This window comes from Pseudomonas sp. SbOxS1 (genome assembly GCF_013416725.1).
In the GTDB taxonomy this organism is placed as follows: Bacteria; Pseudomonadota; Gammaproteobacteria; order Pseudomonadales; family Pseudomonadaceae; genus Aquipseudomonas.
Map to the genome: position 1 here is coordinate 187842 of NZ_JAAVXC010000004.1, position 12192 is coordinate 200033.

General features: G+C 59.6%; 11 protein-coding genes. 6 read left to right on the top strand and 5 right to left on the bottom strand.

Annotation, left to right across the window (positions count from 1 at the left end):
* Window positions 1-158 precede the first annotated feature (158 nt).
* On the bottom strand, window positions 159-1499 hold the full coding sequence (locus tag HFK74_RS07090) for a DEAD/DEAH box helicase (protein ID WP_008060106.1): 1341 nt from the start codon (window positions 1497-1499) through the stop codon (window positions 159-161).
* A 192-nt stretch (window positions 1500-1691) separates the two neighbouring features.
* On the opposite strand from HFK74_RS07090, the gene HFK74_RS07095 reads away from it, so the two are divergent.
* Window positions 1692-2990, top strand: coding sequence for a mechanosensitive ion channel family protein (locus HFK74_RS07095; RefSeq protein ID WP_180202901.1), 1299 nt, complete (start codon window positions 1692-1694; stop codon window positions 2988-2990).
* Window positions 2991-3127: 137 nt separating this feature from the next.
* Window positions 3128-3760 carry an isochorismate family cysteine hydrolase YcaC gene (ycaC, locus tag HFK74_RS07100; protein ID WP_180202902.1) on the top strand — a complete coding sequence of 211 codons (633 nt, stop codon included), beginning with the start codon at window positions 3128-3130 and terminating at the stop codon, window positions 3758-3760.
* Window positions 3761-3910: 150 nt separating this feature from the next.
* Here the strand turns inward: ycaC and HFK74_RS07105 are convergent, their stop codons facing one another.
* The 4 genes from HFK74_RS07105 to HFK74_RS07120 form a co-directional block, all read right to left on the bottom strand.
* Window positions 3911-5554: an acetolactate synthase large subunit gene (locus HFK74_RS07105; protein ID WP_180202903.1), complete on the bottom strand. Its 1644-nt coding sequence runs from the start codon at window positions 5552-5554 to the stop codon at window positions 3911-3913.
* A gap of 117 nt (window positions 5555-5671) precedes the next feature.
* Entirely contained in the window at window positions 5672-6538 is an 867-nt protein-coding gene (locus HFK74_RS07110; RefSeq protein WP_180202904.1) for a carboxylate/amino acid/amine transporter, read from the bottom strand.
* Between the two features lie 229 nt (window positions 6539-6767).
* Window positions 6768-7367, bottom strand: coding sequence for an FMN-dependent NADH-azoreductase (locus HFK74_RS07115; RefSeq protein WP_008060100.1), 600 nt, complete (start codon window positions 7365-7367; stop codon window positions 6768-6770).
* 150 nt (window positions 7368-7517) lie between these two features.
* Window positions 7518-7832 carry a 3-phosphoglycerate kinase gene (locus tag HFK74_RS07120; protein ID WP_180202905.1) on the bottom strand — a complete coding sequence of 105 codons (315 nt, stop codon included), beginning with the start codon at window positions 7830-7832 and terminating at the stop codon, window positions 7518-7520.
* 50 nt (window positions 7833-7882) lie between these two features.
* On the opposite strand from HFK74_RS07120, the gene HFK74_RS07125 reads away from it, so the two are divergent.
* The 4 genes from HFK74_RS07125 to HFK74_RS07140 all read left to right on the top strand — a co-directional run bounded on the left by HFK74_RS07125 (window position 7883) and on the right by HFK74_RS07140 (window position 12110).
* Window positions 7883-8806, top strand: coding sequence for a LysR family transcriptional regulator (locus HFK74_RS07125; RefSeq protein WP_180202906.1), 924 nt, complete (start codon window positions 7883-7885; stop codon window positions 8804-8806).
* 14 nt (window positions 8807-8820) lie between these two features.
* On the top strand, window positions 8821-9624 hold the full coding sequence (locus HFK74_RS07130) for an alpha/beta fold hydrolase (RefSeq protein WP_180202907.1): 804 nt from the start codon (window positions 8821-8823) through the stop codon (window positions 9622-9624).
* A 3-nt stretch (window positions 9625-9627) separates the two neighbouring features.
* Window positions 9628-10185 (top strand): peptidylprolyl isomerase, encoded by a 558-nt coding sequence (locus HFK74_RS07135; protein WP_046816816.1) that lies wholly within the window; start codon window positions 9628-9630, stop codon window positions 10183-10185.
* 92 nt (window positions 10186-10277) lie between these two features.
* Complete coding sequence (locus HFK74_RS07140; protein WP_008060090.1) at window positions 10278-12110, top strand: ABC transporter ATP-binding protein; 1833 nt, start codon at window positions 10278-10280, stop codon at window positions 12108-12110.
* Window positions 12111-12192: the final 82 nt, after the last annotated feature.

Sequence of the window (12192 nt, forward strand, 5' to 3'; positions counted from 1 at the left end):
CGCGTTCCGCTGACGACGCATGACATGAGCCATGCGCAACGGTGACGCGGAGCGTCACAGGGTGCATTCCCACGCAGAGCGTGGGAACGATCAGATCATTCTTTTGATGTAAAAAAACCCGGACACTGTCCGGGTTTTTATTGGGCTAGCCGAAGCGCTTATTCAGCAGCCGGCGCTTCCGGCTTGCGGCGCTTGAGCGGGGCCATGCCGTCCTTGCTGACCAGAGAGTCGCTCTTCGGGCGGTTGACGCTCTTGCGCTTGGTCGGGGTCTTGGCGGCGACTTTTTTCTTGTCGCCCTTGGCATCGGTCTTTTTCTTCTTCACGCCGACAGCCTTGCCGGAGGCCTTGACCTTTTTCGGTCCGCCGTAGGCGCCTTTGACTTCCTTGATGGTGCGGCGCTCGAAGCTCTGCTTGAGGTAGCGCTCGATGCTCGACATCAGGTTCCAGTCGCCGTGGCAGATCAGCGAGATGGCCAGGCCATCGTTGCCAGCACGGCCGGTACGACCGATACGGTGTACGTACTCGTCGCCGCTGCGTGGCATGTCGAAGTTGATCACCAGGTCCAGGCCGTCGACGTCCAGGCCGCGAGCGGCAACGTCGGTGGCCACGAGGATTTTCACCCCGCCCTGCTTCAGACGGTCGATCGCCAGTTTGCGATCCTTCTGGTCCTTGTCGCCGTGCAGCACGAACGCCTTGTATTCCTGGGCCACCAGGCGGCCGTAGATGCGGTCGGCCATGGCACGGGTGTTGGTGAAGACGATGGCCTTCTGATAGGTCTCGTTGGCCAGCAGCCAGTTGACGATCTGTTCTTTGTGCTGGTTGTGGTCAGCGGTGATGATTTGCTGACGGGTGGTCTCGTTCAGCTGGCTGACCGCGTTGAGCTGCAGGTGCTCAGGGTTGTTCAACACCTTGGCGACCATCTCGCGCAGCCCCGAACCACCGGTGGTGGCGGAGAACAGCATGGTCTGCTGACGGTTGGTGCACTCGTCCACCAGACGCTGCACGTCTTCAGCGAAACCCATGTCGAGCATACGGTCGGCTTCGTCGAGCACCAGCACTTCAACTTCTTTCAAGTCGAGGTTGCCGGCGTTCAGTTGCTCGATCATCCGCCCCGGCGTACCGATCAGGATGTCCGGCACCTTGCGCAGCATGGCGGCCTGGACCTTGAAGTCTTCACCGCCGGTGATCAGGCCGGACTTGATGAAAGTGAACTGCGAAAAGCGTTCAACTTCTTTCAGGGTCTGCTGGGCCAGCTCACGGGTTGGCAACAGGATCAGGGTCTTGATGCTGACGCGGATCTTGGCCGGGCCGATCAGGCGGTTGAGGATCGGCAAGACAAATGCAGCGGTCTTGCCGCTACCGGTTTGCGCTGTCACCCGCAGGTCACGCCCTTGGAGCGCCAGCGGAATAGCCGCTGCTTGCACAGGCGTTGGCTCGACAAATTTCAGCTCGGCCACGGCTTTGAGCAGGCGTTCGTGCAAGGCGAATTCGGAAAACACGGGTGCTACCTCGAAGAAATACAAAAAAACAGCTGCATAGGGTACCGGTTTCGAGCGCGTAGGCCGAGTTTCTTTGTACAAATGGCGGTAAACAGTGGTTTTTTTATTGCCCGATTTGTCACCGACGGTAATACAAAGCGTCTTAAATGCTCTAATCGCCCCTCGTGTCCCCTAGAAGAATCTTTTTTGCCCATGGATATCAAACAGCTCTGGCTCAATGCCCAAGACCTCTGGGGTGCCCTCGACCAGCATCCGCTCGTGCATGCCAGCCTGGCATTGATGGTGTTGCTGGTGATTGCCCTGGCCCTCGGACGAGTGGCGCGCTACCTGATCCTGCACGCCAGCAAAATACTGGGCCGCCAGCCGGCGCTGCACTGGATCAACGACCTGCGTCACAACAAGGTGTTCCAGCGCCTGGCACAGATCACTCCGTCGCTGGTGATCCAGTTCGGCCTGCATCTGGTACCGGAGCTGAGTAAAACCGCGATGGTTTTCCTCGGCAACGTGGCGCTGGCGTTCACCATTCTGTTCCTGCTGTTGTCGATCACGGCCCTGCTCAATGCCCTGCTGGACATCTACGCCCGCACCGAACACGCCCGTACGCGCTCGATCAAGGGCTATGTGCAGTTGGCGAAAATGGTGCTGTACGTGTTTGGCGCGATCATCATCGTCGCCACATTGATCGACCGTTCGCCGTTGTTGCTGCTTTCAGGCCTGGGCGCCATGTCGGCGGTGATTCTATTGGTCTACAAGGACACCCTGCTGTCGTTCGTCGCCAGCGTGCAGCTGACCAGCAACGACATGCTGCGGGTCGGCGACTGGATCGAGATGCCGCAGGTCGGTGCCGATGGCGATGTCGTGGACATCACGCTGCATACGGTCAAGGTGCAGAACTTTGACAAGACCATCGTTTCGATCCCGACCTGGCGCCTGATGTCCGAGTCATTCAAGAACTGGCGCGGCATGCAGCAGTCCGGTGGCCGGCGGATCAAGCGCAGCCTGTTCATTGATGCCAGTGGCGTGCGGTTCATCCGCGATGATGAAGAGATGAAGCTCGCCCAGGTGCATCTGCTGACTGACTACATCAGCCGTAAACAGGCCGAACTCAAGGCTTGGAACGAAGCCCAGGGCAATGTCGCGGCGATGTCGGCCAACCGCCGGCGCATGACCAACATCGGCACCTTTCGCGCCTATGCGCTGGCCTATCTCAAGAGTCATCCAGAGATTCAGCCGAACATGACCTGCATGGTCCGGCAAATGCAGACCACGGCCCAAGGAATTCCGCTGGAAATCTACTGCTTCACCCGCACCACCGCGTGGGCCGATTACGAGCGGATCCAAGGGGATATTTTCGATTACCTGCTGGCGGTGTTGCCGGAGTTTGGCTTGAGCCTGTATCAACAGCCGAGTGGCGGGGATTTACGGGCTGGCTTGTTGCCGGCGGTGTTGGGCGCGAGCCATATGCCGGAGTCCGAAAAGCACATCATGTAGCAGCGCAAACCCAATCCCTATTGTCTCCTCCAGGTTGACAGTTAAACACTTTTCAGCGGCTTTTTCTACCTCATCGCAAACCCTAATCTGTGCTCATGTTGAACGAAGCCACTCACCCACCTCGAAAGGAATTCATCATGAGCAACGCTACCTACAACCGCCTGAACAAAGACGACGCAGTAGTTTTGTTGATTGACCACCAGACTGGCCTGATTTCCCTGGTTCAAGACTTTTCGCCCAACGAATTCAAGAACAACGTACTGGCCCTGGCCGACGTGGCAACGTTCTTCGAGCTGCCAACCATCCTCACCACCAGCTTTGAACAAGGCCCCAACGGCCCACTGGTACCTGAACTCAAAGAGATGTTCCCGGACGCGCCTTACATTGCCCGACCTGGCCAGATCAACGCCTGGGACAACGAAGACTTCGTCAAGGCCATCAAGGCGACCGGTCGCAAGCAATTGATCATCGCCGGTGTGGTGACTGACGTCTGCGTGACTTTCCCGACATTGTCTGCCCTCGCCGAAGGCTTTGAAGTGTTCGTGGTCACGGATTCTTCCGGCACCTTCAACACCACCGTACAACAGGCTGCCTGGAACCGTATGACCCAGGCAGGGGCTCAAATGATGAACTGGTTCTCGGTCGCTTGCGAATTGCAGGGCGACTGGCGCAACGACATCGAAGGCCTGGGCAACCTGCTGTCCCAGCGCATCCCGAACTACCGCAACCTGATGAACAGCTACTCGGCATTGGTAGCGCGCCAGGCATGATCGGGCATTGAGTTCAGAAGACGCATACAACAAAAGGGCCCTCGAAGGGCCCTTTTGTATTTGAAGCTGCCAGGACTTCAATGCTTCAGCCTGCGCCCGCCGATGCTCGTGATCAGGTATACGAACCCGTCGACAAATCTCGCTATGAGATCAAAGGGCAGCGCTACGCTGACGCAACTCCATGTTCAGGATGCGGTCGTTTTCGCTGTAATCGACAGGACAGTCGATCACATGCACACCGGGTGTCCTGACACAGTGCTCAAGCAGCGGCAGGAAACCCTCGGCGCTCTCCACGCGATGGCCATTGGCGCCATAGGCCTCGGCGTACTTCACGAAATCGGGGTTGCCGTAATCCAGGCCGAAGTCGGTGAAGCCCATATTGGCCTGCTTCCAGCGGATCATGCCGTAGCCGTCGTCCCGCAGGATGACCACGGTCAAATGCATTTTCAGGCGAACCGCTGTCTCCAACTCCTGGCTGTTCATCATGAAGCCGCCGTCCCCGCACACGGAGATCACCGGACGATCCGGGTACACCAAATGTGCAGCCATGGCCGAAGGCAGACCCGCCCCCATGGTCGCCAGCGCGTTGTCCAACAGCACGGTGTTGGGCTTGTGCGCCTTGTAGTTGCGGGCAAACCAGATCTTGTAGATGCCGTTGTCCAGGGCAACGATGCCCTCGGACGGCAATACGCGACGAATGTCGGCAACCAGGCGCTGCGGGTAGACCGGGAACCTGTTGTCGTCCGCCCCTTCAATGATCTGGGCTTCGTTCGCATCACGAATCGCCATCAGCCGGGTGAAATCCCAATGGCTGGTATCGTTCAGTGCTTCGCCGATCTGCCAGACGGCGTTGGCGATATCACCGATCACTTCAATCTGCGGGAAATACACGGCGTCGACTTCAGCGGAGCGAAAGTTGATGTGGATGACTTCGGTGCCGCCACGCACCATGAAGAATGGCGGCTTCTCGATCACATCGTGGCCGATGTTGACAATCAGGTCGGCGGCCTCGACGGCGCGGTGCACGAAGTCTCCCGACGACAGCGCGGCATTGCCGAGGAAACGCGGGTGGCGCTCATCAACCACGCCCTTGCCCATCTGGGTGGTGATAAAGGGAATGCCGGTATCGTCGATCAGTTGCTTCAACACCTTGGCGGTCATCTTGCGGTTGGCACCTGCGCCAATCACCAGGATTGGACTGCGCGCGTTCTGCAACTTCTCGACAGCGGCCTCGACAGCCTTGTGCTCGGCCAATGGCCGGCGATGCAGGCTCCGCGGCATCGGCATGCTATCGGTTTGCTCGGCGGCGATATCTTCCGGCAACTCCAGGTGGACTGCTCCGGGCTTCTCCTCTTCAGCGAGACGAAATGCTTCACGCATTCGCGCCGGAATGTTGTCGGCCGAGGCGAACTGGTGGGTGTACTTGGTGATCGGCGCCATCATGCCGCAGACGTCAATGATCTGAAAACGGCCTTGCTTGGACTTCTTGATCGGCTTCTGGCCGGTGATCATCATCATGGGCATGCCGCCCAGATAGGCGTACGCGCTGGCCGTCACCAGATTCGTTGCGCCCGGGCCGAGGGTCGACAGGCTGACGCCAGTCTTACCCGTGAGGCGGCCGTAGGTGGCGGCCATGAAGCCGGCGGATTGCTCGTGACGCGTCAGCACCAGCTTGATCGTCGACTTGCGCAGGGATTCAAGCAGGTCGAGGTTTTCTTCGCCGGGAATGCCGAACACATACTCGACGCCTTCACTTTCCAGGCATTGCACAACCACATCGGCAGCTTTGGCCATTTCTTGTCTCACCTACGCTCGGCGGAAAAAAAAAAGCAACGGCGTTCTGTTTTTGCAGGCCGTCAATTTGAGGGCGCACGCTAGAATGATAGTCGGCAGTTTGCTTATGCCAATGGATCAATGTGCGATAGCTGGTTGGCGTACACCCAACCGGCTAATCCACACCGCCATCAATATGACCGAACCACCGAGGAGCAACCGCCCCAGCTCCTCATGCTGATTCCAGATCAACAGATTGATCAGCAGCCCCACCGGCACATGCAGGTTGTTCATCACCGCCAGCGTCCCGCCATTCACCAGGCACGCGCCCTTGTTCCACCAGTACAGCCCCAGCGCCGTCGAGACCAGCCCGAGGAACAGCAGCACGCCCCATTGCAACGGTGCTTCAGGCAGGAAGTTCTGCTTGCCGAACAGCAGGAACGCCGGCAACGCCACCGCCAATGCGCCCAGGTAGAAATAGCCAAAACGCCGGTAATGCGGCAAGTCGCTCGGATGGCGCGCGACCAGATGTTTGTACAGCACCTGCCCGGCGGCGTAGGTGAAGTTGGCCAGTTGCAGCAGCAGGAACCCCATGAAGAAGTCCGGGTTGATCCGGTCGAAGCGAATCACCGCCGCCCCCGCCACTGCCACCAGTGCCGCGATCAAGGCCCAGGGATTGAAGCGACGGTTCAATGCGTCTTCGATCAGCGTCACATGCAGTGGCGTGAGGATGGTGAACAGCAGCACTTCCGGCACCGTCAGCACGCGAAAGCTCAGGTACAGGCAGACGTAGGTCACGCCGAATTGCAGTGCGCCGATCAGCAGCATGCCGCGCATGAACACCGGCTCCACCGAACGCCAGCGGGTCAGCGGGATAAACACCAGCCCCGCCAGCAGCACGCGTATCAGCACTGCGAAGTAACTGTCGACGTGACCGGCCAGGTACTCGCCGATCAGACTGAAGGAAAACGCCTGGATCAGCGTGACAAAAAGTAGATAGCCCATGCTCGCCTCATTTTGAATGGTGGCGAAGATAGCGGTTTTTGCCGTTTATCGCGAACAGTCAAACGATACAAAAACCCAGGCAAAAAAAAGCCCGATCTCGCTAAAGCGTTCAATCGGGCAAGAGCACTCAGGAGCAACAAGTGCAAAGGGAGGTTCGATGCGCGTGCAGGCTTGAAGGGTTGCGCGCCAGGTCACTAGACCATCCGGTGATTATCTGGCGATTAACGGCTCAGGCCACTTGGGAAAGCTTGGCGTTCGCCTGGTTCAGGCCTTTCTCCTGGAAGTCGCCGCCCAGGTTCATGCCTTCGGCGTGAATGAACGTCACGTCGTGGATGCCGATGAAGCCCATGACCTGGCGCAGGTAGGGTTCCTGGTGATCCGCGGTGCTGCCGGCGTAGATCCCGCCGCGAGCGGTCAGTACATAAGCGCGCTTGCCACTGAGCAAACCTTGCGGACCGGTTTCGGTGTACTTGAAGGTCACGCCGGCACGCAGCACATGGTCAAGCCAGGCCTTGAGGGTGCTCGGGATGGCGAAGTTGTACATGGGCGCGGCCATCACCAGCACGTCGGCGGCGAGCAACTCGTCGGTCAGCTGGTTGGAGCGCTCCAGGGACAGTTGTTCGATGTCGCTGCGCTGATCGGCAGGTTTCATCCAGCCGCCCAACAAGTTGATGTCCAGGTGTGGCACCGGGTTGACCGCCAGGTCACGCACGGTGATCTGATCGCCGGGGTGTGCGGCTTGCCATTGGCTGATGAAGGTCTGGGTCAGTTGACGGGAAACCGAGTCTTGCTGACGGGCACTGCTTTCGATGATCAGAACGCGGGACATGGGATGTAGGCTCCATCTGAGAATGCTGTAAGTCGATGGAGTGAAGGTTATACAGAGTCATATCGATGAAAAAGCGCAAATAACTGCTATAACCGATCAAGAAATTCGTTTATAAGCGGAGCGTCGGCGATTGGCGTACTCCGCTGGATGTCATTTCGGCTTGCAGGTCATGCTGATGTACAGCTTGATGATCTTGCGGTTGAACTTGGCTGAAAGATCCGCGCTTTTACCCGCGTCCAGATTGACCCTGCGGGTCTTGGGCGATTCGGGACCGTTGCGAAACACCACCGAGCATTCGGCAGCGGTGTCGCCGTAGTTGTTCACGGTGATCGAGCCCATGTCGTAATCGGAGGCGTAGGTGGTGTAGTCGATCTTCAGTCCATTGAGCTCTTTCTGGACGTCGATTGGATAAGCAAACGCAGTCAACGGCAACATCGCCAGTAAAGCACAACACATTTTTTTCATTCAGCAGTCTCCAATAAGAACTGCGCAGCTTAGGACAACAGGAGCCCATCATGAAAGCGCCCCGCGTGACCCTTGATCAATGGCGAACGCTTCAGGCCGTGGTCGACCACGGCGGCTTCGCCCAGGCCGCCGAAGCGCTGCACCGCTCGCAATCGTCGGTCAGCTACACCGTGGCGCGCATGCAAGACCAGCTCGGCGTGCCGTTGCTGCGCATCGACGGGCGCAAGGCGGTACTCACCGAGGCTGGCGGCGTGTTGCTGCGCCGCTCGCGGCAACTGGTGAAACAAGCCAGTCAGCTCGAAGACCTGGCCCATCACATGGAGCAAGGCTGGGAGGCCGAAGTGCGCCTGGTGGTCGATGCCGCCTACCCGAGCGCCCGCCTGGTCCGCGCGCTGACCGCGTTCATGCCGCAAAGCCGCGGCTGTCGCGTGCGTCTGCGCGAGGAGGTGCTGTCGGGTGTGGAGGAAGTCCTGCTCGAAGGGGTGGCCGACCTGGCCATCAGCGGTTTCAGCATTCCCGGTTACCTGGGCGCGGAATTGAGCGACGTCGAGTTCGTCGCGGTCGCCCATCCGGAACACCCCCTGCACCGCCTCAATCGCGAACTGAATTTCCAGGACCTGGAAAGCCAGTTGCAAGTGGTTATCCGCGACTCCGGGCGCCAGCAACCACGGGACGTCGGCTGGCTCGGTGCCGAACAACGCTGGACCGTCGGCAGCCTGGCCACCGCCGCCACGTTCGTCGGCAGCGGCCTGGGGTTCGCCTGGTTGCCCAGGCACATGATCGAACGGGAACTCAAGGAAGGCACGCTCAAGGTGCTACCGTTGGATCAGGGCGGCAGCCGCAACCCGAGTTTTTACCTGTATTCGAACAAGGACAAACCGCTCGGCCCGGCGACGCAGATTCTGATCGAACTGCTTCGCACGTTCGACACCGCCCCACTGGACGCACCGTTCGCCGCCCCAGAACAAGCCTGACAAGGAGGTAATGCATGGCCTATTTCGAACACGAAGGTTGCAACCTGCACTATGAGGAATATGGCCACGGCACGCCGTTGCTGCTGGTCCACGGCCTGGGTTCCAGTACCCTGGACTGGGAAGAACAGATCCCGACGCTGGCCGCCCGCTACCGGGTCATCGTCCCGGATGTGCGCGGCCACGGGCGTTCCGACAAACCCCGCGAGCGCTACAGCATCGCCGGGTTCAGCGCCGACCTGGTGGCGCTGATGGAGCACCTGAACCTGGGGCCCGCCCATTACGTAGGGTTGTCGATGGGGGGCATGATCGGCTTTCAACTGGGCGTGGACCAGCCGCAATTGCTCAAGAGCCTGTGCATCGTCAATAGCGCGCCCGAGGTCAAGTTGCGCAGCCGCGACGATTACTGGCAGTGGTTCAAGCGCTGGAGCCTGATGCGTGTACTGAGCCTTCACAGCATCGGCAAAGCCCTGGGCGCCAAGCTGTTCCCCAAACCCGGGCAGGCCGATTTGCGACAAAAGATGGCCGAACGCTGGGCAAAAAACGACAAACATGCTTATCTCGCAAGCTTCGATGCCATTGTTGGCTGGGGGGTTCAGGAACGACTTTCGAAGGTCACCTGTCCAACCCTCATCGTCAGCGCCGACCGCGACTACACGCCGGTCGCGCTAAAGGAAAACTACGTCAGGCTGCTGCCGAATGCGCGGCTGGCAGTGATCGAGGATTCACGTCACGCCACCCCGCTGGACCAGCCCGAACGCTTCAACCAGACGCTGCTCGAGTTTCTCGCCGCAGTCGACACCACCCATCAGGATCACTGACCCATGCTGAAAAAAATCGCCCTCGCCGCTGGCTCCGTTCTGTTTGCCGCCAACCTGATGGCGGCAACGCCTGCCAAGGCGCCGCACGTGCTACTGGAGACCACCAACGGCCAGATCGAAATCGAACTGGACCCGGTCAAGGCCCCGATCAGCACCAAGAACTTCCTTGAGTACGTTGACAGCGGCTTCTACAACAACACGATTTTCCACCGCGTAATTCCGGGCTTCATGGTCCAGGGCGGCGGCTTCACCCAACAAATGCAGCAAAAGGAAACCAAGGCGCCGATCAAGAACGAGCACAAGAACGGCCTGGTCAACGTTCGTGGCACTTTGTCCATGGCCCGTACGTCGGTACCTGACTCGGCCACCAGCCAGTTCTTCATCAACGTCAAGGACAACGATTTCCTCGACCAGGGTGATGGCTACGCGGTATTCGGCAAGGTGGTCAAGGGCATGGACGTGGTGGACATCATCGTCAACTCGCCAACCACCGTGCGCAGCGGCATGAAGGATGTGCCTGCGGACCCTGTGTTCATCAAGTCGGCCAAGCGCATCGACTGAGACTAAGCTGGACAAGGATGTCCGAGCTGTTGCCGGTGTTGCCGGCAACGCTCAAACCGTTGAAGGAGAGCCCGTTCGCGGGTGAATAACCAATGCTTTATCGCCGCTTCGAAAAACTGATCGACGTCTTCCGCGATGCCCCGACAGCCGCACCGCCGGATCGGGTCCTGCCTTTCTATACCTATTACCTCAAGCAGGTCTGGCCCAGTTTTGCCGCCCTGTTGATCGTCGGCCTGGTCGGCGCATTGATTGAAGTGGCGCTGTTCAGTTACCTGAGCCGCATCATCGACCTGGCCCAGGGCACGCCTAACGCCGACTTCTTCAAGGAACACGGCGTTGAATTGACCTGGATGGTGGTAGTAGCACTGGTCTTGCGCCCGGTTTTCGTCGGCCTGCATGACCTGTTGGTGCACCAGACCCTGAGCCCCAGCATGACCAGCCTGATCCGCTGGCAGAACCACAGCTACGTGCTCAAGCAGAGCCTGAATTTCTTCCAGAACGACTTCGCCGGGCGCATCGCCCAGCGCATCATGCAGACGGGCAACTCCCTGCGCGATTCGGCGGTGCAGGCGGTGGATGCGCTGTGGCACGTGCTGATCTACGCCATCAGCTCGCTGGTGCTGTTCGCCGAAGCCGACTGGCGCCTGATGATCCCGCTGCTGACCTGGATCATCGCCTTCATCAGCGCGCTCTACTACTTCGTGCCACGGGTCAAGGATCGTTCGGTGGTGGCCTCCGATGCGCGCTCCAAACTCATGGGGCGGATCGTCGACGGCTACACCAACATCACCACCCTCAAGTTGTTTGCCCACACTAACTTCGAGCAGCAGTACGCTCGCGAAGCGATCAAGGAACAAACCGAAAAAGCCCAACTGGCCGGCCGTGTCGTCACCAGCATGGACGTGGTCATCACCAGCATGAACGGCCTGCTGATCGTCAGCACTACCGGCCTGGCCCTGTGGCTGTGGACGCAGTCGCTGATCACCGTCGGTGCCATTGCACTCGCGACCGGGCTGGTGATTCGCATCGTCAACATGTCCGGCTGGATCATGTGGGTGGTCACCGGCATCTTCGAAAACATCGGCATGGTCCAGGATGGCCTGCAGAGCATCTCGCAACCGGTCAGCGTGACCGACCGCGACCAGGCCAAACCCCTGGCCGTGGCCCGTGGCGAGGTACGCTTCGAAGACGTCGACTTCCACTATGGCAAGCAGAGCGGGATCATCGGCGGCCTCGACCTGACCATCAAGCCCGGCGAAAAGATCGGCCTGATCGGTCCGTCCGGTGCGGGTAAGTCAACCTTGGTGAACCTGCTGCTGCGCCTGTATGACGTGGAAGGCGGACGCATCCTCATCGATGGCCAGAACATCGCCGACGTCAGCCAGGAAAGCCTGCGCGAACGCATCGGCATGATTACCCAGGACACCTCGCTGCTGCATCGCTCGATCCGCGACAACCTGCTCTACGGCAAGCCCGACGCCACCGATGCCGAACTCTGGGAGGCGGTGCACAAGGCCCGGGCCGACGGGTTCATCCCGCTGTTGTCGGACGCTGAAGGCCGCAGCGGTTTCGATGCCCATGTCGGGGAACGCGGGGTGAAGCTTTCCGGTGGCCAGCGCCAGCGCATCGCCATCGCCCGCGTGCTGCTCAAGGACGCGCCGATCCTGATCATGGACGAGGCGACGTCGGCCCTGGATTCAGAGGTGGAAGCCGCGATCCAGGAAAGCCTCGAGACCCTGATGCAGGGCAAGACTGTGATCGCCATCGCCCACCGGCTCTCGACCATCGCCCGGATGGACCGGCTGGTGGTGCTGGAGAATGGCAGGATCGCCGAAACCGGCACTCACGCCGAACTGCTGGCCCACGGCGGTTTGTATGCGCGGTTGTGGCAGCACCAGACGGGTGGGTTCGTCGGGATCGATTGAGCATCACCGGAACCTTTGTGGGAGCGAGCCTGCTCGCGAAGACGGAGTGTCAGACAACACATTTGTCGGCTGATAGACCGCC

Bases quoted from the DNA above. Each gene is read 5' to 3' on its own strand.
- HFK74_RS07115 (WP_008060100.1), bottom strand. From the start codon at position 7,367: ATGTCCCGCGTTCTGATCATCGAAAGCAGTGCCCGTCAGCAAGACTCG.
- ycaC (WP_180202902.1), top strand. From the start codon at position 3,128: ATGAGCAACGCTACCTACAACCGCCTGAACAAAGACGACGCAGTAGTT.
- HFK74_RS07125 (WP_180202906.1), top strand. From the start codon at position 7,883: ATGAAAGCGCCCCGCGTGACCCTTGATCAATGGCGAACGCTTCAGGCC.
- HFK74_RS07140 (WP_008060090.1), top strand. From the start codon at position 10,278: ATGCTTTATCGCCGCTTCGAAAAACTGATCGACGTCTTCCGCGATGCC.
- HFK74_RS07095 (WP_180202901.1), top strand. From the start codon at position 1,692: ATGGATATCAAACAGCTCTGGCTCAATGCCCAAGACCTCTGGGGTGCC.
- HFK74_RS07120 (WP_180202905.1), bottom strand. From the start codon at position 7,832: ATGAAAAAAATGTGTTGTGCTTTACTGGCGATGTTGCCGTTGACTGCG.
- HFK74_RS07110 (WP_180202904.1), bottom strand. From the start codon at position 6,538: ATGGGCTATCTACTTTTTGTCACGCTGATCCAGGCGTTTTCCTTCAGT.
- HFK74_RS07135 (WP_046816816.1), top strand. From the start codon at position 9,628: ATGCTGAAAAAAATCGCCCTCGCCGCTGGCTCCGTTCTGTTTGCCGCC.
- HFK74_RS07130 (WP_180202907.1), top strand. From the start codon at position 8,821: ATGGCCTATTTCGAACACGAAGGTTGCAACCTGCACTATGAGGAATAT.
- HFK74_RS07105 (WP_180202903.1), bottom strand. From the start codon at position 5,554: ATGGCCAAAGCTGCCGATGTGGTTGTGCAATGCCTGGAAAGTGAAGGC.